At 65.9% G+C, this 20,344-nt stretch carries 15 protein-coding genes; 4 read left to right on the top strand and 11 right to left on the bottom strand.

What is annotated here, in order from left to right; genetic code table 11:
- Positions 1-167 precede the first annotated feature (167 nt).
- On the top strand, positions 168-2,360 hold the full coding sequence (locus ACZ1JV_RS25495) for a putative bifunctional diguanylate cyclase/phosphodiesterase (RefSeq protein ID WP_465151057.1): 2,193 nt from the start codon (positions 168-170) through the stop codon (positions 2,358-2,360).
- Positions 2,361-2,620: 260 nt separating this feature from the next.
- Here ACZ1JV_RS25495 and ACZ1JV_RS25490 read toward each other — a convergent pair whose 3' ends face one another.
- The 9 genes from ACZ1JV_RS25490 to hisS all read right to left on the bottom strand — a co-directional run bounded on the left by ACZ1JV_RS25490 (position 2,621) and on the right by hisS (position 12,915).
- Entirely contained in the window at positions 2,621-3,142 is a 522-nt protein-coding gene (locus ACZ1JV_RS25490) for a retropepsin-like aspartic protease family protein (RefSeq protein WP_465151056.1), read from the bottom strand.
- 25 nt (positions 3,143-3,167) lie between these two features.
- Positions 3,168-3,905: a hypothetical protein gene (locus tag ACZ1JV_RS25485; RefSeq protein ID WP_465151055.1), complete on the bottom strand. Its 738-nt coding sequence runs from the start codon at positions 3,903-3,905 to the stop codon at positions 3,168-3,170.
- The gene (gene ispG, locus ACZ1JV_RS25480; protein WP_465151054.1) at positions 3,902-5,035 is read right to left on the bottom strand and encodes a flavodoxin-dependent (E)-4-hydroxy-3-methylbut-2-enyl-diphosphate synthase; all 1,134 of its coding nucleotides are present in this window, start codon (positions 5,033-5,035) and stop codon (positions 3,902-3,904) included. The genes ACZ1JV_RS25485 and ispG overlap by 4 nt, the downstream gene beginning before the upstream one ends.
- Before the next feature lie 147 nt (positions 5,036-5,182).
- The gene (gene metK / locus ACZ1JV_RS25475; RefSeq protein WP_465137042.1) at positions 5,183-6,400 is read right to left on the bottom strand and encodes a methionine adenosyltransferase; all 1,218 of its coding nucleotides are present in this window, start codon (positions 6,398-6,400) and stop codon (positions 5,183-5,185) included.
- Between the two features lie 41 nt (positions 6,401-6,441).
- Complete coding sequence (gene lnt, locus ACZ1JV_RS25470) at positions 6,442-8,040, bottom strand: apolipoprotein N-acyltransferase (RefSeq protein WP_465151053.1); 1,599 nt, start codon at positions 8,038-8,040, stop codon at positions 6,442-6,444.
- Positions 8,041-8,345: 305 nt separating this feature from the next.
- Positions 8,346-9,218, bottom strand: coding sequence for a DUF4167 domain-containing protein (locus tag ACZ1JV_RS25465; protein WP_465151052.1), 873 nt, complete (start codon positions 9,216-9,218; stop codon positions 8,346-8,348).
- Positions 9,219-9,458: 240 nt separating this feature from the next.
- Positions 9,459-10,307 (bottom strand): peptide chain release factor N(5)-glutamine methyltransferase, encoded by an 849-nt coding sequence (gene prmC, locus ACZ1JV_RS25460; RefSeq protein ID WP_465151051.1) that lies wholly within the window; start codon positions 10,305-10,307, stop codon positions 9,459-9,461.
- 114 nt (positions 10,308-10,421) lie between these two features.
- On the bottom strand, positions 10,422-11,492 hold the full coding sequence (gene prfA / locus ACZ1JV_RS25455; RefSeq protein WP_465151050.1) for a peptide chain release factor 1: 1,071 nt from the start codon (positions 11,490-11,492) through the stop codon (positions 10,422-10,424).
- Between the two features lie 166 nt (positions 11,493-11,658).
- Positions 11,659-12,915, bottom strand: a complete 1,257-nt coding sequence (hisS, locus tag ACZ1JV_RS25450; protein WP_465151049.1) for a histidine--tRNA ligase — start codon at positions 12,913-12,915, stop codon at positions 11,659-11,661.
- 270 nt (positions 12,916-13,185) lie between these two features.
- On the opposite strand from hisS, the gene ACZ1JV_RS25445 reads away from it, so the two are divergent.
- Positions 13,186-15,129 carry a M61 family metallopeptidase gene (locus ACZ1JV_RS25445; protein ID WP_465151048.1) on the top strand — a complete coding sequence of 648 codons (1,944 nt, stop codon included), beginning with the start codon at positions 13,186-13,188 and terminating at the stop codon, positions 15,127-15,129.
- Positions 15,130-15,334: 205 nt separating this feature from the next.
- Positions 15,335-15,880 (top strand): inorganic diphosphatase, encoded by a 546-nt coding sequence (gene ppa / locus ACZ1JV_RS25440; RefSeq protein ID WP_465151047.1) that lies wholly within the window; start codon positions 15,335-15,337, stop codon positions 15,878-15,880.
- A gap of 220 nt (positions 15,881-16,100) precedes the next feature.
- Here the strand turns inward: ppa and ACZ1JV_RS25435 are convergent, their stop codons facing one another.
- Together ACZ1JV_RS25435 and ACZ1JV_RS25430 are read right to left on the bottom strand one after the other, a co-directional pair.
- Positions 16,101-16,850, bottom strand: a complete 750-nt coding sequence (locus tag ACZ1JV_RS25435) for an SDR family NAD(P)-dependent oxidoreductase (RefSeq protein WP_465151046.1) — start codon at positions 16,848-16,850, stop codon at positions 16,101-16,103.
- A gap of 373 nt (positions 16,851-17,223) precedes the next feature.
- A complete protein-coding gene (locus ACZ1JV_RS25430; RefSeq protein WP_465151045.1) occupies positions 17,224-18,678 on the bottom strand; it encodes an NAD-dependent succinate-semialdehyde dehydrogenase in 1,455 nt (484 codons plus the stop codon).
- 163 nt (positions 18,679-18,841) lie between these two features.
- Here ACZ1JV_RS25430 and ACZ1JV_RS25425 point away from each other — a divergent pair, with 163 nt between their 5' ends.
- Positions 18,842-20,344 (top strand): aldehyde dehydrogenase family protein, encoded by a 1,503-nt coding sequence (locus ACZ1JV_RS25425; protein ID WP_465151044.1) that lies wholly within the window; start codon positions 18,842-18,844, stop codon positions 20,342-20,344.

Here is a 20,344-nt window from a genome sequence, read left to right as displayed (position 1 = left end):
TTCCACCCGTCCTGTCTGACAGGCACACGAAAGGCCCCGCCGGAGCGATCCGGCGGGGCCTTTTGCTTGTGGCGATGTCAGGCCCGCCACGTTCACTTGTATGGTTACGCGAAAGTAACTTTCGCGCGACTAAGTACATACCCTGGGATGGTCGCAGGGCGTGGTCGATGGCCTGGAATTTCGGACGTACTGACAGGAAAACCGCGCGGGTGCGCGAGGCGGGCGAAGGGCCGGCCATCGATGCTGAACAGGCGCGCGAATTCTGCCGTGCGGTGGAGGGGATCGACGGCCTGGGCCTCTGGGCCTCTGACGCCGAAGGGCGAATCCGCTATCTGTCCGAAAGGGCCTTGGCCCGATTACCCGATGGCGTGGCGGGCAGTGTCATCGGTGCCCCGGTAGCCGACGTGTTCCAGACTTTCGATGACGGCGCCGGTTCCGGCCGTAGCCTGCGTTTTGCCCTGTCGCGCCGCTCCCGGTTCGAGAAAGTGCCCGTCTGCACCGGCGACGGGCAGCATCGCCGCTGGTGGCTGCTTTCGGGCGAGGCGCAGTTCGACGAAGGAAGCCGGTTCATCGGGTTCAGCGGCCTCTGCTCCGAAATCACCGACGAACGCCGGATTGCCGAAGAAAACTCGCGCGAGGCGATGCACGATCCGCTGACCGGGCTGCTCAACCGCCGCGAGATGGCGCGCACGCTCGATCGCACCCTGCGTGCCTACAAAGTGCAGGAACGGCCCTGTGCCACGCTGCTGATCGATCTCGACCGCTTCAAGCAGGTCAACGACACGCTGGGCCATTCGACCGGCGACGCCCTGCTGCAGCAAGTGGCCGAACGGCTGACCACCATCGTCGGCGAGGCGGAGCGGACCTGCCGGCTGGGCGGCGACGAGTTCCAGATCCTCGTCCCCGATGTGGAGGATCGCGGCGACCTTGGCAATCTGGCCGAACGCATCATCGCCATGCTTTCGCAACCCTACTCGGTCGACGGCAATCGCTGCATCATCGGCGCATCGGTGGGCATCGCCATCGCCCCGTTCGACGGTCAGGATGTCGATGAACTGGTGCGCAACGCGGATCTTGCGCTCTATGCCGCCAAGCACGGCGGGCGAGGGCGCTTCCGCTTCTTCTCGCGCGAACTGCTGACTGCGGCCGAGGATCGCCGGATGCTGGAGGAGAACCTCCACGATGCCATGGCCCACGGCGAACTGGAACTGCACTACCAGCCGATCGTCGCTGCCGGATCCGACGTGGTGACCGGCGCCGAGGCGCTGATGCGCTGGAACCACCCCAAGAAGGGCGTGATCAGCCCGGCGCAATTCATCCCAATCGCCGAGGAATCGACGATGATCTGCCAGATCGGCGAATGGGCGCTGCGCACCGCCTGCCGCGACGCGGCGCTGTGGCCGGGGGCCTTGCGCGTGGCGGTCAACGTCTCGCCCCGGCAGTTCACCGATCCCGGGTTTCCTGCCGTGGTTGCCAATGCGCTGGCCGCGTCCGGCCTCCCTCCCGAACGGTTGGAACTGGAAATCACCGAGGGCGTGTTCCTGGCCGAAGGCGCCGATACCGACGCGCGGTTCCGGGCGCTGAAGGCACTGGGCGTGCGACTGGCGCTGGACGATTTCGGCACCGGTTATTCCTCGCTCGGTTACTTGCGCACCGCCCCGTTCGACAAGATCAAGATCGACCAGAGCTTCGTGCGCGGCACGGCGGAGGCGGGCGCGCGCAACAAGGCGCTGATCGCCGCGATCGTCGCCATGGCCAAGGCCATCGGCATGGAGACGACGGCGGAAGGCATCGAGACGCTGGACCAGCTGGCCATGCTGCGCGAACTGGGTGTCAGCCATATCCAGGGCTACATCTATTCGCAGGCGATCCCGGCGGACGCCTTCATGGCGGCAGCCGGCCAGCCGGGCTGGGGCATCGAACCTTGCGGCCCGGCCTACCAGCGTGAGGATCGCATATCGATGTTCCGCTGGATCGGCGCGATTCATGAGGATCACTATTACCCGGCGGTCCTGCGCAACCTGTCCGCCACCGGCGCGCTGATCGACGGGCTGGAGGATGTTCCGCTGGGCACGCGCTTCGTGCTCTATTTCGGTGAAGGCCAGCTTGAAGTGGCCACCGTGCGGCGCACGATCGGCGAACAACTGGGCGTCGCCTTCGAAAAGACGCTGGTGAGTGACGGCAATGGCGGCCTTTGCACGCGGACGCGCATTTCGCCTTACGACCTTATCAACGCCGGTCTGCCGCCCGATTTCGAAGTGAGCACGATCCGCACGCCGATCGCACCGCGCGACGGCCGCATCTCGATCCCCGCGTTCACCTCCACGGTCGGGCGCAAGGCGATACAGGGTACGGCCTAGAGCACGGCATTACGCCGAAAACGGCTCGGGGAGGGGGAACAATGGTCTCGACCGGCGGCAGCCGCCTGCCGACCGGCGACATGGCCTCTCACGGGAAAACCACCGATAAGCTGCACTCCCCCCATTCCCACAAGGTTGTACATGATGGACATCCCTGTTTCGAAAGTTGTCCGGGCCGCTTACCTCTCGGTTGTCGCCATGACGGGTTTCGTTGTCTGGTGCAGCCTCGTGGGCTTCGAGGCGGTGATGGGCGGTGGCGCCTAGTTGGCGCTGGCGCCCAAGGTCATGCGCTCGCCTTCGATCCTGACGTTGCCCATGCGTGACAAGAACGATTGACCCAGCAGCGACACATCCAGCCCTTCGGGTATGATCGCGGCGCGCACGTCGTGGACTTCCATTCCGCCCAGCTCGATCCGCTCCAGCCTGACCGGCACGCCGTAGACCGGGCCCGAGGCGCCCTGGCCGATCGGCATCACGTCGCTGTCGTTCCAGTCGAGCCCAATGGCGCGCGCGTCGGATCCGGTCAGCGCCACCATCGAAGCGCCGGTATCGATCAGGAACCGGGTGCTGTGCTGCTCCACCGTGGCCTCGGCATAGAAATGGCCGTCGGGCGCGCGGGCAATTTCCGTGCTGCCCGCGAACCAGGCGGCCGTCGCGGCCTTCCGGTGCGGGGATGCCGCGGTGACGGACTTATCCGCGTCCTGATCGGCCTTGTGGCCGGGCGCGGTCAACACCGCGACGCCTATGGCGATGACCGCCGGAATGAGAAGCCCCTTGTCCATGGGGGCGAGGATAAGCCGCGAAGGCTTAAGCGGGCGTAAAACCCGCCTCGTCGGGCGCATCGTCGGCGGCATAGCCGTGATGCAGCCCGGTTGCGGCAAGGGCCGCCATTTGGCCTACCACCAGTGCGTCCCAGACCATCAGGCCCCAGATCAGCCAATGCGGGCGCTCCATCGCGGCGATATGATCGGCCCGGTGCAGCGTCTGCAGCAGCAGCCAGACCGGGCCGATGTGCAGCACGATACGCAGCGCCTTGGTCCAGCCGCTGCGGTAGATCGCGAGGAGCCCGGTCTCACGGTCGCCGAGCAGCCCGCCGATCATCAGCACCAGCCCCGGCAGGCTGGCGAGCGTCAGGACGAGGCTCAGCGTCGCTTGTACTACCGGAGCCGCTCGCCAGTCGAGCAAGGCGGGGAGCGAGGCGACGATCTGCACACCGAGCCCGAGCAGGACCTGCTTCCAGGCGATCCCGGCAAGGCTCCAGCCGCGCAGGCCCGTGGAACGATTGGCCCAGAACCGCGCGCCGGCCAGCACGGCGATGACCAGCGCGGCAACCTTGATCACGCCGAACTCCATGCGCAGCGGATCGAGCGCAAGGCTGGAGAACGCCTCATGGCTGGCGAACATGCCCAGCCGGATTTCCACCGCATGCTGGGCGAATTCGGGCAGCACCGCGATCAGCGGAACCAGCGGTGCGATCCGCCAGAGGTACAGCGAATCGCGCAGCGTCAGTCCGACGCGCGCGAGTTCGCGCTTCAGCCGGCTCATTCGGCCGCCTGCGCCTCCGCTTCGGCCGCATTGGCGGCCTCGATCTCGGCCGCTTTGGCTTCCACCAGCTTGACGATGTGGTCCAGCATGTCCTCCGACTGGACGACATGGTCGGTCACGCCCGAAAGGTAGACCATGTGCTTGCCGTTGCCGCCACCGGTCAGGCCGATGTCGGTCTCCCGCGCTTCACCCGGCCCGTTGACGACGCAGCCCAGCACGGAGAGCGAGAGCGGCGTCTTGATGTGCTGCAGGCGGTCTTCCAGTGCCTCCACGGTGCGGATCACGTCGAAGCCCTGACGCGCACAGCTGGGGCAGGAGACGACGCGTACGCCGCGCGTGCGCAGGCCGAGAGCCTTCAGCATCTCGAACCCGACGCGCACTTCTTCTTCCGGCTCGGCCGAAAGCGAGACGCGCAGGGTGTCGCCGATGCCCGACCAGAGCAGCATGCCCATGCCGATCGAGGACTTGACGGTGCCGCCGATCAACCCGCCCGCTTCGGTAATGCCAAGGTGCAGCGGGCAGTCCACCGCATCCGCCAAGCCCTGATAGGCGGCGACAGCCAGGAACACGTCGCTGGCCTTCACGGCCACCTTGTATTCGTGGAAATCGTGGTCCTGCAGCAGCTTGATATGGTCCAGCGCGGATTCGACCAGCGCTTCGGGGCAGGGCTCTCCGTACTTTTCCAGCAGGTCCTTCTCCAGGCTGCCGGCATTGACGCCGATGCGGATCGCGCAGCCATTGGCCTTGGCCGCGCGAACGACTTCGGCGACGCGGTCGGAAGAGCCGATGTTGCCCGGGTTGATGCGCAGGCAGGCGGCGCCGGCGTCGGCCGCCTCAAGCGCGCGTTTATAGTGGAAATGGATGTCCGCGATCAGCGGCACCCGTGCGGCCTGCACGATCTCCCGCATGGCCGCAGTGCTTTCGACATCGGGGCAGGAGACGCGAATCAGGTCCGCCCCGGCATCCTCGCAGCGGCGGATCTGGTCGATCGTCGCCTTGGCGTCGGACGTGAGTGTGTTGGTCATGGTTTGCACCGTGATCGGTGCATCGCCGCCGACGGGGACATTGCCGACCATGATCTGGCGGCTCTTGCGGCGCTCGATATCGCGCCAGGGACGTACGGATGACATGGCGCTTCTATAGTCGTTCACGGTGACGGTTTGAAGCGCGATTCCGGTCAGGCCGGATCGATCGTTTGCAAAACGAAACGGCGGGCAAATGAAAAGGGCGAGACCTTGCGGCCCCGCCCCTTCAATTCTTCACGCCGTGGCGTTCGCTCAGGCGAGCGAAGCCTTGAGAGCGTCGACCAGATCGGTGCGTTCCCAGGGGAACAGGTCGCCCTCGGGCTTGCGGCCGAAGTGGCCGTAAGCGGCAGTCGGGCCGTAGATCGGCTTGTTGAGGCCCAGGCCGGTGCGGATGCCGCGCGGGGTCAGGCCGCCTAGCGTGTCGGCCGCGACCTTGGCGATCGCCACTTCCAGATCGGAGTCCGAATGGGCACTGGTGCCGTGGGTGTCGACATAGAGCGAAAGCGGTTCCGACACGCCGATGGCATAGGCCACCTGAATGGTGCAGCGCTTGGCAAGGCCAGCTGCAACCACGTTCTTGGCGAGGTAGCGGGTGACATAGGCGGCCGAACGGTCGACCTTGGTCGGATCCTTGCCCGAGAATGCACCGCCGCCGTGGGGCGAAGCGCCGCCGTAGGTGTCGACGATGATCTTGCGGCCGGTCAGGCCGGCGTCGCCGTCAGGGCCACCGATTTCGAACTTGCCGGTCGGGTTGATGTGGAACGCGGTCTCTTCGGTCACGAAGCCGGCGGGCAGGATTTCGGCCACGACCTTCTTCACGTAGGCCTTCAGCTCGGCGTCCTTGGCGCCTTCGTGGTAGCCCGGCTTGTGCTGGGTCGAGACGACGACGGCGGTCGCTTCCACCGGCACGCCGTTTTCGAAGCGCAGCGTGACCTGGCTCTTGGCGTCGGGCTCCAGGAACGGCGCGGCGCCCGAATGACGGTCGGCGGCAAGGCGCTCAAGAATCTTGTGGCTGTAGTCGAGCGTGGCCGGCATGAGGTCGGGCGTTTCGTCGCAGGCGAAACCGAACATGATGCCCTGGTCGCCGGCGCCTTCGTCCTTGTTACCGGTCGAATCGACGCCCTGCGCGATGTCCGCGCTTTGCGGGTGCAGGTGGTTTTCGAAGACCAGATCCTGCCAGTGGAAGCCGGCCTGTTCATAACCGATGCGCTTCACGGTTTCGCGAACGACGGTCTGAATCTCTTCCTGCGCGCCATCTTCCCAGTGGCCGGCAGTGTCGATCATGCCCTTGCCGCGCACTTCGCCGGCCAGCACGACGCGCTGGGTGGTGGTGAGCGTTTCGCACGCAACGCGCGCTTCAGGGTCTTTCGACAGGAAAAGGTCGACGATCGCGTCGGAAATCTGGTCCGAAACCTTGTCGGGATGACCCTCGGAAACGCTCTCGGAAGTAAAGACGTAGCTATTGCGCATCTGGACACCACATATAAAGAAATCTTTATGTCCCTCTGTGTCTACCCTCCCCGGCGCCGGAGTGCAATGCCCGAAACCGCAATCACCAACAGAACTGCGGCAAGCGCCAGCGGCAAGCGGTTGCCCCAGCGGGCAAACAGCGTGGCCTGGTGGGCGGGGGGGATCAGGCCGTCCAGGCGCCCGGCCTCATGCCGAGGGACGAAGGAACGCACGATGCCGTCGGCATCGACCACCGCGCTGATGCCGGTGGTGGTGGAGCGCATGACCGGCAGGCCTTCCTCTATCGCGCGCAGGCGGGCCTGTGCCAGATGCTGGGGCGGCCCCCAGGCGCCGAACCAGCCGTCGTTCGAAGGGTTGAAGATATAATCGGGCCGCACGCGCGGATCGACCACTTCGCCGCTGAAGACGATTTCGTAACAGATCTGCACGCCGGCCTTGCCCCAATCGCCGAAGTCGATGGTGCGCGCGCCGGGGCCGGGCCAGAAGTCCAGGGCGCCGGGAACCAGTCGAGTGGCGCCCAGTGGCTCCAGCAGCCAGCGCAGCGCCAGATATTCGCCATAGGGAACCAGATGGGCCTTGGAGTAGGAGGCGATGAGGTTGCCGTCACCATCGATGGCCGAAACCGAATTGCGCGCCGCCACTTCCTCATCATCCTTCATGACAAGGTCGACCGCGCCGGTCAGCAGCAGGCCATAGGGGCCGATCACGCGGCCGATGCGGCGGCGGGACAGCACCGGATCGGCGGCGTAGGTGTAGATACGGTAGAGATAGGGCGGATAGCCGTCGCGTACATAGTCGCCCAGGCCCGATTCCGGCCAGAAAACCATGCGCTTTTCACCGGGCCGGCTGGGGAACGAGAGCCGTGCCATCTTGACGAAGTTCGGTTCGAAATTGCGCGGATCGTCGATGAATTCCTGTCGGATGTCCGGCTGGATCAGCGTGAAGCGTACCGCGCCTTCCGAACGGTCCGCCCAGCGGTCAGGCAGCGTCATCAGTGTGCCGAGGGCGACATAGATCGCGATGGCAGGCAGGGCCCATGCCCAGCGCAAGGCGCCGCGCGTGCCTCCGGCCAGACGGACCAGCAGGCCGGGCAGCGCAGCCAGCAGCACCAGCAGGCCGGACAGGCCGTAGGTGCCGGTCCACGGGGCGGCCATCGCCAGCCCCCGCGTCTCGAACCCGCCCAGCAGGGCAACGCCCAGCGGGTTCCAGGCAAAGCCGGTGAAGACCCAGGCGCGCAGCCATTCGGTGACGATCCAGCACGCCGCGAACGCGATGGCGGTCACTGCGTAGCCGCCGGGCCCGCGTTTGCCGCGATCGATCCGCTGCACCAGCCAGCCGCCCAGTGTCGCCAATGCCGGATAGACGGCGAGGTAAAGCGAGAGCAGTAGCACCGCGATCATGCCCAGCCATGCCGGCATGTTGGCCTGATAGGTGAAGGCAGTGGCGATCCAGTTGTTGCCCAGCGTGAAGTGGCCAAGGCCGAAGCACCAGCCAACAAAGAAGGCGCGCTGCCAACTGGGGGAGCGAATCATAAGCTCGATCAGCCCGGCGATACCCAGCAATGTCAGCGGCCAGAGCGACAGGGGCTGAAACCCGCAGGCGGCCATGGCGCCGGCAAGGATGGCGGCCAAGCCTGTCATCAAGCGCGGACGCCGGGCCAGGATGGGATGGGCAAGGAACGGTCGGGCGGGGGAAGTGCGGCCGGGCGGGGCCTGTTCGGATGTCACGGCTGAGCCTCGCGGCGAGAGAATTCCACCGGCGAGGCTATGTAAGGCTCTGAGGCGCGACGCAAGCGGGAAGGGCGGAGGTCATGCCATGGTGACGCCCGAAGGCGATGCTGGCCCAACCTCGGCAAAGGGAGCAGCGCTTTAGCGTCCCCTGAATCGAAATGGCCCGCGTTCCGGGTGGGAACGCGGGCCATTTCAATATGCAAGCGGGGCCGAACTCAGGAGTTCACGGCTTCCAGCGTGCTGTCACCGGCCTCGTCCGCAGGCGGGGCCTTGCGGGTGCGGCGGCGGCGGGGCTTTTCCTCGGCCGCAGCTTCGTCCACCGGGGCTTCCTCGGCAGCCTTGGGGGCCGCTTTTCTGACAGGCTTGGGAGTGATCGCCGGCGGCAGCGAGGCTTCCAGTCCGGCCGGAGCCTCCGACGCTTCGGGGGCTGCGACGTTGCCGTTGGCTTCCCCTGCTTCGCCGTCCTCGCGCCGGTCGCGGCGGGGCTTGCGCTGTTTCAGGCCGCGGCTGGCGCTGCGAACGTCACGGACGAAGGGATTGTCAACCGGTTCATAGACCGAACGCTCGCTCTCGCCGTCGCCCTGTGCGGATTCGACCTGCTCGTCGGCGGGCGCCTCATGGCGCGGCGCGCGTTCCTGACGCTCGTAACGGTCCTGGCGCGGCTGACGCTCCTCGCGTTGCTGCCGGTCTTCCCGGGGCTGGCGGTCCTCGCGAGCCGGACGGTCGTCGCGGGGCTGGCGCTCCTGCTGCTGGGCACGCTCGGGAGCCGCCTCGTAATCGCCATAATCGTCGCCGTAATCGTCCGAATAATCGGGCGAACGGTCGTCGCGACGCGGCTGGCGGGCATCGTCCTGACGCTGCTTCTGGTCGGCGATTACGCGGAAATAGTGATCCGCGAACTGAAGGTAATACTCCTCCGTCACGCGATCACCATTGAGGTGCGCGTCGTGCGCCAGCTTCTTGTACTTCTCCAGCAGCTGCGGCGCGTTGCCGCGAGCCCTGCTGTCGATACGGTTGGTCTGCTGGCCGCCCTGTTGGCGATTGTTACCGCGGCCACGCCGACGGTTGTTACCACGATTATTATTCAAGGATATTTTCCTCAAAACCCAGGGTATCAGCCGGATCCCATCGGGCCGATTTGCCGTACGTCACATGAGATCACGGAGCGCCCCCGCGTGCCGTGACTTCCACCTTCGCCGTGCCGTGCAGACTAACTGCCGCGACTGTCATGCAAATGATGGAGGCGAAGCGTCCGCATGGGAAATTCCATCCATGTACCGCTTCGACCTAATCCTTAGGCATTCCCGAGCCGAATTCCAAGCGGAATCTTACGCAGCTGTTGAAAACTCCAGCACGCGCGGACGATTTCCAAGGTCGCGATGCAACCGACTGGAAAGCCCCACTTCCCGCCCGATCGCGGCGACCGGATCGGCCTGCCGGTACCCGATTTCGACCAGCGCGACTCCATGAGCGGACAGCAGGCGGGGCAGTTGCGGCACCAGAATCTTGTAGTCGTCCAGCCCGTCTTCACCCGAATAGAGGGCGCTGGCGGGTTCATAGGCGGCGACCGAACGGTCCAGCGCCACGGTGGTCTCCACATAGGGCGGGTTGGCCAGGATCAGATCGAAGGGCCCGCCAAGGTCCCGGTCCCAGCCGGGGGCGTGCCAGTCGGCCGCAGCGATGCGGGCGCGGGCAGCTAGGCCCAGCGCTTCGGCATTGGCGGCGGCCACGGTCCGCGCGCCGGCCGAACTGTCGATGCCCACGCCTGTCGCGTCAGGCAAATGGGCCAGCACCGCCAGCAGCAGCGCGCCCGATCCGGTGCCGCAGTCCAATACGGTGCGGGCGTCGGGCCGGGCGGCGAGGGCGGCGTCCACCAGCACTTCGGAATCGCCGCGCGGGATCAGCACGTCGGGGCCGACCGCGAAGGGTAGGCCGAAAAATTCCTGCGTTCCGGTGATGTAGGCGACCGGTTCGTGCTCCGCCCGCCGCGCCACCAGCGCCGCGACGCCTTCGGGCGCGGGATCGCGCATCCGCGAGAGCAGCATGGAGGAGCGCGAGCAGCCCAGCGCATGGGCCATCAGCACTTCGGCATCGAGCCTTGCCGTGTCGCTGGTTGCCGCGAGGCGTTCCGCCGCCTGGCGGATCGCTTCGCCGACGGTGAGGGCGTGGGCCATCATCCTTCGACAGGCTCAGGATGAGCGGAGGGGGTGGCGCAGGCGATGGAAAAGCCGATCAATCCTAACCCCGCTCGCCCTGAGCCTGTCGAAGGGCTTGGCGCAGCGCCAGCCGGGTCAGGCATCCATGGCGGCAAGGCGCTTGGCCTCGTCCTCGGCGATCAGCGCGTCGACCATTTCGGCAAGGCCGGGGCCTTCGAGAATCTCGGGCAGGCGGTGCAGCGTCAGGTTGATGCGGTGATCGGTCACGCGGCCTTGCGGGAAATTGTAGGTGCGGATCCGCTCCGATCGGTCGCCGGAGCCGACCATGGCCTTGCGTGCCTCGGCCTCGGCGCCGTGGGCCTCCTCGCGCATCTTCTCATAGAGGCGTGCGCGCAGGACCTGCATGGCCTTGGCCTTGTTCTTGTGCTGGCTGCGCTCGTCCTGGCAGATCACCACCAGATTGGTGGGCAAGTGGGTGATGCGTACCGCCGAATCGGTGGTGTTGACGTGCTGGCCGCCCGCGCCCGATGCGCGGAAGATGTCGATCTTGAGGTCCTTGTCCTCGATCTGCACATCGACTTCGCTGGGCTCCGGCAGCACCGCGACGGTCGCCGCCGAAGTGTGAATGCGCCCGCCCGATTCGGTCACCGGCACGCGCTGCACGCGGTGGACGCCGCTTTCGAACTTCAGTTTGGCGAAGACGCCCGCGCCGGCGACGTTGGCGACCACTTCCTTGAAGCCGCCAAGATCGTTGGCGTTGACGCTGATCATCTCGACCCGCCAGCCCTGCTCGGCGGCGTAGCGTTCGTACATGCGATAGAGGTCGGCGGCGAACAGCGCGGCTTCGTCGCCCCCGGTGCCGGCGCGGATTTCCAGCATGGCTGGTCGCACGTCCGCTGCGTCACGCGGCAGCATGGCGATGGAAAGCTGGCGTTCGGCCTCGGGCAATTCGGCCTTGAGGCGAAGCACTTCCTCCTCGGCCAGCGCGCGCATGTCCGGATCGGGGTCTTCCAGTGTCTGGAGCATCTCCAGTTCGCCGCGCATCGACACGACTTCGGCAGCGACGCGCGCCACCGGTTCCAGCTCCGCATAGTCGCGACTGGCGGTGACGAAGGCGTCGCCTTCCAGCGTGCCCGAAGCCAGGCGCGCCTCAAGCTCCGCGAAACGCGCGGCTATCTGGGCAAGGCGGGCGTCGGAGATGGACATCAGGTGGTCCCCCAAACGATCTTTGCCGCAAACACCTCACCCGTCATCCCCGCGAAGGCGGGGATCCCGCTTGTTCTTGAGGCGGGGCGCGAAGAAAGCGGGGCCCCCGCCTTCGCGGGGGCGACGAGGGTGTTTGTGACAGGCGGAGAGGGAGGACGAGACGAAATCACGGATGGACCGACTGGAGAACCTGCTCGACCGCGAGGTATTCGGCGGTCGGCTCGGCCGCGCGCAGGTTCGCCACGGGGGCGCCATCCTTGGTGCCGAAGGAGACGAGCACCTTGGCGCCCATCTTCACCGCCTTGTCGAAGCGCTTGCGCGCCGATCCGGTGGCGACCATCTCGGCATCGAGGCCCTGGAAACGCAGCGCGGTGATGACCTTCTGGGCATAACCCAGCGCAGCATCGTCCTCGACCGCGAGAACCACGGTCAGCGGTTCTTCGGTCAGCGTACCGGCGTCGGCGACGAGCATGGCGAGGCGCTCGATCCCGGCTGCCCAGCCCACGGCCGGGGTGGCGGGGCCGCCCAGGCTTTCCATCAGCCCGTCATAACGGCCGCCGCCCAGCACTGTACCCTGCGCGCCGAGGCGGGTGGTGACGAATTCGAAGGCGGTGTGGCGATAGTAATCGAGCCCGCGCACCAGCGAAGGCGCCCGTTCATAGGCGACGCCAGCAGCATCGAGGCCCGCGGTGACGGCGGCGAAGAAATCCTGCGCCTCTGCCGAGAGAAACTCGTCGATCTTCGGAGCATCGCCGACGAAGACCTTGTCGCGCGGGTCCTTGGAATCGAGGATGCGCAGCGGATTGCGCTCAAGCCGGTCCTGCGAATCTTCCGAAAGCTCGGCTTTGTGGGCGCGGAAATATTCGATCAGCGCGGCGCGCCAGGCATCGCGGCTTTCGGCATCGCCCAGCGTATTCAGCTGCAGCGTCACGCCGTCCGAAATGCCCAGTTCCTTGAGCAGTTGATCGGCCATGACCAGCAGTTCGACGTCGGCGATCGGTTCGGGGGAGCCGATCAGTTCGGCGTCGATCTGGTGGAACTGGCGATAGCGGCCCTTCTGCGGGCGCTCGTAGCGGAACAGCGGGCCGTGCGTCGCGATCTTGACCGGGGCGAACTGCTTCCAGCCATTGGTCAGGTAGGCGCGGGCGATACCGGCGGTGAATTCAGGCCGCAGGGTCAGCGATTCGCCGCCGCGATCCTCGAACGAGTACATTTCCTTGGAGACGACATCGGTCGTCTCGCCGATCGAGCGCGAGAACACTTCGGTCTTTTCGAAGACAGGCATTTCGGCGCGGCGGAAACGGTAGAGCTTGCGGACGCGCTCGAACGTGTCGACGACATGCGCGAAAGCCTCGGCGTCGGTTCCGAAGATGTCCTGGGTTCCGCGGATCGCCTGAGGCGTCTTAGTCGTTGTCGTGCTCATAACGCGCGCGCTTAGCCGGATTGCGGCGATCGGGAAAGTGGGCACGTCAGGTCCTCCCCGGTCCGGGGAGGTGGCGGCGCGCAGCGCTGACGGAGGGGATCGGCGTCCTCACGCGAGGTTGGTGCTTAGCGGAGAATCCCCTCCACCACCCTTCGGGCGGTCCCCCTCCCCGTGCCGGGGAGGACCGAAAATTACCCGCCCGGCTGGTCCGCAATGCAGGTGCGAATTGGATGGTTGCCAAATCCCGCAACAGCCGCAAAGAATGCCGAAATGAAATATCGTAACGCGGTCGTCACGCTCCTCGCCCTTCTTTCCGTTTCCACGCCGGCGCTTGCGCAGGATTCGGCCCAGCGCAGTGCCCCGATGGCGCCTGCGCTGCCTGATCCGCTGCCCGCCGCGCAGGACAAGCCCTATGCCGGCACCATCGCGCTCGATATCGATGCCAGCGATACCGTGCGCGGCGTCTACAGGGTGACGCAGCAGGTTCCGGTCGCCCCCGGCACCACGAAGCTGACGCTGATCCAGCCGAGCTGGCTGCCCGGCAACCACTCGCCCACCGGCCCGGCCGCGCTGCTGGCGGACATCCACTTCTTCGCCGATGGCAAGGAAATCACGTGGCAGCGTGACACCGTGGCCGTGAACGCCTTCCACCTCGATCTGCCGGCTGGCACGCAGATGGTGACGGTAAAGCTCGTCCACACGTCTCCGGTGCAGGCCAAGGAAGGCCGCATCACCATGACGCAGGAAATGCTGAACCTGCAGTGGGAGAAGATGAGCCTCTATCCCGCCGGCTATTACACCCGCGGCATCACCTTCAAGCCGACCGTGAAGTTCCCGGCGGGCTGGACCGTCTACACCGCGCTCGATGGCAAGGCGCAGCAGGGCGACACGGTGACGTGGAGCCCGATCGACTACGAACGCCTTGTCGATTCGCCGATCTTCGCGGGCAAGTACGCGCAGAGCTGGGACCTTGGCCACGGCGTCAGCATGGATGTCGTCGCCGATGCGCCCAAGCTGCTGGGCATCGCGCCGGACAACATGGCGAAGTATCGCAGCCTCGTCTCGCAGGCGCTGTTCACTTTCGGCGCGCGCCACTTCGATCACTACAACTTCCTGCTGGCGCTGACCGACCGCATGGGCGGCATCGGCCTCGAACACCACCGTTCGAGCGAGAACCAGATGGAGCCCAAGGTCTGGACCGAGTGGGACAAGATGGACTGGGATCGCAACGTGATCCCGCACGAGTTCACCCATAGCTGGAACGGCAAGTACCGCCGTCCGGCCGACCTGTGGACGCCGGACTTCCAGCAGCCGATGCAGAACACGCTGCTGTGGGTCTACGAAGGCCAGACGCAGTTCTGGGGCTATATCCTGGCCGCGCGTTCGGGCGTGCAGACCAAGCAGACGATCCTCGACACGCTGGCCGGCGCGGTTGCTCGCTATTCGGAAGCGACGCCGGGCCGCGGCTGGCGTTCGGTGGAAGACACCACCCACGCGCCGATCCTCGCCATGCGCCGCCCGCTGCCCTACACATCGATCACGCGTACCGAAGACTACTACGTCGAAGGCGCGCTGACCTGGCTGGAAGCGGACCAGATCATTCGCCAGGGCACCAAGGGCGCCAAGGGCCTCGACGATTTCGCCAAGGCCTTCTTCGGCGTGCGCGATGGCGACTGGGGCGAGCTGACTTACGACTTCGAAGAAGTGGTGAAGACGCTGAACGGCGTTTATCCCTATGACTGGGCCACGTTCCTGAAGACCCGCATCTACGCCACCAACCAGCCGGCGCCCGTGAAGGGCATCGAGATGGCGGGCTACAAGCTGGTCTGGAAGGACACGCAGAACGCCTATGAGAAGGGCGTTGGCGATTCGCGCAAGTCGCTGGATCTCAGCTATTCGCTGGGCGTGTCGCTCGATAACGAGGGCACTGTTACCTCCACGGTGTGGGACAGCCTTGGCTACAACGCCGGCCTTGTCGGCGGGGTGAAGGTGGTTGCGGTCAACGGCACCGCCTACAGCGCCGATACGATCAAGGATGCGATCACGGCGGCGAAGTCTGCCCAGGCGCCGATCAGCCTGCTGGTGAAGCGCGGCGATGCCTTCACCACCGTAGCCATCGACTATCACGGCGGGCTGCGCTGGCCCTGGCTGGAAAGCACCACGCCGGGCAAGGTCAACGGGCTCGATCGCCTGCTGGCGCCCCGGACGAAGTAAAGACCAAATTTAGCGCATAGAGAGCGGGGTCGGGCTTTTCAGCCCGGCCCCGTTTCGTTTTAGCGACGGCCATGCGATCACCACGGGGCAAGTGCGAGAAGGCGGTTGCGATGGTTTAACCGTGCCGCTAAGCCCCGCCGTCAAAGTTCAAAGCGGCACACTGTCAGTAGCGCCGCTCAAATCGTGCCCTTTGAAAAGGACCAACATGCGCATCGACATGATCCCTGTCGGCAAGAATCCGCCGGAGAGCCTGAACGTCATCATCGAGGTTCCCGTTGGTGGTGAGCCGGTAAAGTACGAATTCGACAAGGATTCGGGCGCGCTCTTCGTGGACCGCATTCTGCACACGCCGATGCGCTACCCCGCAAACTACGGCTTCGTGCCGCACACCCTTTCGCCCGACGGTGACCCGCTGGACGCGCTGGTCGTTGCCCGTTCGCCCTTCGTTCCGGGCTCGGTCGTGCGCGTGCGCCCGATCGCGGTGCTGAACCTGGAAGACGAGCACGGCGGCGATGAAAAGCTGGTCTGCGTGCCTGACGACAAGACCTTCCCGTACTATTCGGACGTGCAGGAAAAGGGCGACCTTCCGCCGATCGTGTTCAGCCAGATCGAGCACTTCTTCACGCACTACAAGGACCTTGAGGCCGAGAAGTGGGTGCGCGTCGGCACCTGGGGCGGCGCCGACGAAGCCCGCCAGATCGTGATCGAAGCGATCGAGCGTTATGAGGCTGACAAGGCCGAGAAGGCCTGAGGCCACACAAGTTCACACCCCATGTGAAGGAAGGGCCGGCGGAGCGATCCGTCGGCCCTTTTTGTGTGTTCCGGAGAGTAGTTCCTCCCCTGCAAGGGGAGGTGGCAGCCCGCAGCGCTGACGGAGGGGTGTAACCGGCGCGGTCGCGCGCGGTCGAAAGGTTGACACCCCTCCACCACCCTTCGGGCGGTCCCCCTCCCCTTGCAGGGGAGGATTTGGATCAGGTTACCACGCGCCCGCCGTTCACGCCGATGGTCTGGCCGGTGACGTACTGGCTGCGCTCGTCGCAGAGCCACGCGCAGGCGTTGGCGATGTCGTCGGGCTCGCCCATGCGGCGGACCGGGATGGTCTGCAGCAGCACTTCGGTGGGGATCTGGAAGCGCTCGCGGTTGGCTTCGGACATGATCGTACCCATCACCGAACCTGGCGGGATATTGTTCACGGTAATGCCGTAAGGCCCGAATTCCTGCGCCATCGAACGGGTCATGGTCACTACCGCGCCCTTCGATGAGGAATAGGGGATCATGTTCACCGCGCCGGTTTGCGCGCTGGAGGACGAGATGTTGACGATGCGGCCCCAGCCCGCGTTCTTCATGTCGGGCAGGCATTCCTGCGTCATGATGAACAGGCCGCGCACGTTGACCGCGTAGATGAAGTCCCAGCGCTCGTCGGTCAGTTCTTCGAATGGGGTGAAGTCGGTGACGCCGGCGTTGTTGACCAGGATCGAGACCGGGCCCAGCGCTTCACGCACCTGCTCCACGGCGGCCTTCACGGATTCGCGGTTGGACACGTCCGCGCCCAGTGCGATGGCGGTGCCGCCGCCTTCGCGAATGGCCTTGACGGTATCGGCGCAGCGCTCGGCATCGAGGTCGAGCACGCCCACGGCCACCCCTTCCTTCGCCAGCCGCTTCGCGCAGGCCGCGCCGATGCCGGCGGCGGCGCCGGTGACGATGGCAACCTTGTAGGACATTGCATTCTCCCATGCGGCGCATGGCGCGCCTCGTTGGGGAATAGGGCTAAACGGAAATGGGGCTTGTCGGGAAGAGCAAGTTTGAACGGCCGTTCAAAACTTCGCAGTGGCGTCGTTGAGGGGGGGGATTGCGTCGGGGTCGGGGTGGACGCTGGCTTGTCCAAACCCGCATTCGTCGCCCCCGCGAAGGCGGGGGCCCCGCTTTTTGATTCACGCGGACACGCGGAGGCGCAGAGCGGCTGCGCAGTAGTTCACCGTCCCTCTGCGTCTCTGCGTGCCCAAAGGACAAGCGGGATCCCCGCCTTCGCGGGGACGACGAGCGTATTTTGGGAAGTCGCGTGGACGTGCCGGGTGGAGGCGTCTCTCCGGCGGATCAGTCCGCTGGCTTGATGCCCATGCAGAGGTACTTCACCTCCATGTAGTCATCGAGGCCATAGTGCGAACCCTCACGCCCAAGGCCAGACTGCTTGACGCCGCCGAACGGTGCCACTTCGGTAGAGATCAGCCCGGTGTTGATGCCCACCATGCCCGCCTCCAGCGCCTCGGCCACGCGCCAGACGCGGCTGATGTCGCGGGCGTAGAAGTAGCTGGCGAGGCCGAATTCGGTATCGTTGGCCATGCGGATGGCATCGGCCTCATTGGTGAAGCGGATCACGCCGGCCAGCGGTCCGAAAGTCTCTTCCTTTGCCAGCTTCATGTCCGGCTTCACGCCGGCAACCACGGTGGGGTTAAAGAACGAGCCGCCGCGCTCGTTGCGCTGGCCGCCCGCCAGCACCCGCGCGCCGCCGGCGATGGCGTCTTCCAAGTGTTCCTCCACCTTCTCGACCGCCTTTTCGTCGATCAGCGGGCCGACTTCGGTGCCCGCGTCCATGCCGTAGCCGACTTTCATGGCCGAGACGCGCTTGGCCAGCTTCTCCACGAACTCGTCATAGACGCCATCCTGCACGTAGAAGCGATTGGTGCACACGCAAGTCTGGCCGCCGTTGCGGAACTTGGAGATCATCGCACCGTCGATCGCGGCATCGACATCGGCATCGTCGAACACCAGGAACGGCGCATTGCCGCCCAGTTCCATCGAGGTCTTCTTGATCGTCTCCGCACATTCGCGCAGCAGATCGCGGCCGATCTCGGTGGAGCCGGTGAACGTCAGCTTGGCGACCTTGGGGCTGGCCGTCAGCGCGGAGCCGATCTGCCCGGCGCTGCCGGTCACGACATTGACGACGCCCGCCGGAATGCCGGCCAGTTCGCACAGATGCGCGATGGCGAGCGCGGAATAAGGCGTGGCCGATGCGGGCTTGATGACGATCGTGCAGCCCGCCGCCAGTGCCGGGCCCAGCTTGCGGGTGATCATCGCATTGGGGAAGTTCCAGGGCGTGATCGCAGCGACGACGCCGACGCCCTGTTTGATGACGACGATGCGGCGGTCTGCGGCATGGCCGGGGATGGTGTCGCCATAGGCGCGCTTGGCCTCTTCGGCGAACCATTCGATGAAGCTGGCGCCATAGGCGATCTCACCGCGCCCTTCGGCCAGCGGCTTGCCCTGTTCGCGGGTGAGCAGTTCGCCCAGATCGTCCTGATGCGCGATCATCAGGTCGAACAGCTTGCGCATCAGTTTCGAGCGTTCGCCCGCAGTCTTGGCGCGCCAGGCGGGAAGCGCGCGCTCGGCGGCATCGATGGCGCGATTGGTTTCGTCCGCGCCCATCTTCGGCACCGTGCCCAGCACCGCGCCGCTGCCGGGGTCGGTCACTTCGAACGAGGCCCCGCTATCGGCATCGCACCACTGGCCGTCGATGTAGCACTGCTGACGGAGGAAATCGGTGAAAGCCATGGTGTGCGGGTCCTCGCTGGTTTCGCGGGCGGCAGCGCCGGCTGCCGTGGAGATAGGCCCGAGAGATAGGTGGGCCCGGATAGCGAGGCAACCGCCAGCGGGCAGTCCGGTTCCAGCCAGCGCCCTCGCGATTGACGCGCCCCATTCGCTTCGATAGTCTGTTTTGCGAAAAGAAATTCACAAATACGAATTATCTGGGAGAGAGCCGCTGGATCACGCAGGCTTCATCGACGGCGCGTTCGTTGCCGGGCAGGGCATGGCGTTCGACGTGCTGGATCCGTCCGACGAGAGCCTTGTCGCGCGGGTCAACGGGCTTTCCATCGAACAGGTAGAGCAGGCGATCGCCAGCGCCCGGCGCGCTTTCGATTCGGGCGCATGGTCGGGGCTGACCATGAAGGAACGCGGCGCGGCGATGCTGCGCTTCGCCGATGCCATGGCCGCCCGCGCGGATCGGCTGAAGGAGCTGGCCGTGCGCGAGGCGGGCTGCCCGGTGTCCTCCACGGTGATGGGCGCGCAAGTCGCCTCCCCCCTGCGCATGGCGCGCGAGATCGTGGAGATGGCCCTGCGCCTGCCGGAGATCGAGGACAATCCGCTGCCGCTGCACGAGCGGGTGAACCCCTATTTCACGGTGCAGAGCGTCAAGCGCTGGTCGCCGATCGGGGTGGTGACGGCGATTTCGGCCTACAACGTGCCTTTCTATACCGCGCTCTGGAAAGTCGTGCCGGCGCTGGTGGCGGGCAATACGGTGATCCTGCGGCCGAACCCGCTGACGCCGCTGTCGTCCGCCGTGTTTGCCGAGGCGGCCGAGGAAGCCGGGCTGCCGAAGGGCGTGTTCAACCTGGTGATCGAAGCGGGCGTGGAAGGCGCGCAGGCGCTGACCAGTGACCATCGCGTGGACATGGTGAGCTTCACCGGCTCCTCCACCGTGGGCGTGGAGGTTGCGAAGCAGGCGGCGACGACGCTGAAGCGGCTGGTGCTCGAACTCGGTGGCAAGTCAGCGCAAATCTACCTGCCGGATTCGGTGGACCGCGCGGCCATGGCGGCGATGAGCGTCTGCACCTCGCACGCCGGGCAGGGCTGCGTGCTGGGCACCCGCGTTTTCGTGCCGCAGGAAAGCAAGGCCGAAGTGCTGGAGGCGATGGCGAAATTGCTCTCCGGTGTGAAGATCGGCCCGGCCGGCGATCCGGCGACGCAGCTTGGCCCGGTCGTCAGCGCCGCCCAGCGCGCGCGGTGCGAGCACTTCGTTGCCGCTGCCGTCGCCGGGGGAGGCCGCGTGGTCTGCGGCGGCAAGCGGCCGGACGGGCTGCAGAAGGGCTATTTCTTCGAGCCCACCGTGCTCGACCTGCCCGACAACGCCAATCCCGCCGCGCAGGAGGAAATCTTCGGGCCGGTGGTTTCGGTGATCGGCTACCGCGACCTCGATCACGCGGTGGAAATGGCCAATGACAGCCGCTTCGGCCTGTCCGGCTGGGTCCACGGCAAGGACAAGGTCAAGGCGCTGGAAGTGGGGCTGAAGATCCGCAGCGGTGCGGTGAACGTCAACGGTGCGCTCGCATCCAGCCATGCCAGCGGCGGCGGCATCAAGATGAGCGGCCTTGGCCGCGAGCGCGGCGTCGAGGGCCTGCGCGAATTCCAGATCATGACCACGCTTAATATCGGCGGGTAA

The organism is Novosphingobium sp. BL-S-19 (genome assembly GCF_055521675.1).
Note: the sequence above shows the minus strand (reverse complement) of the source record. Positions and strands in the feature narration are given on the sequence as shown.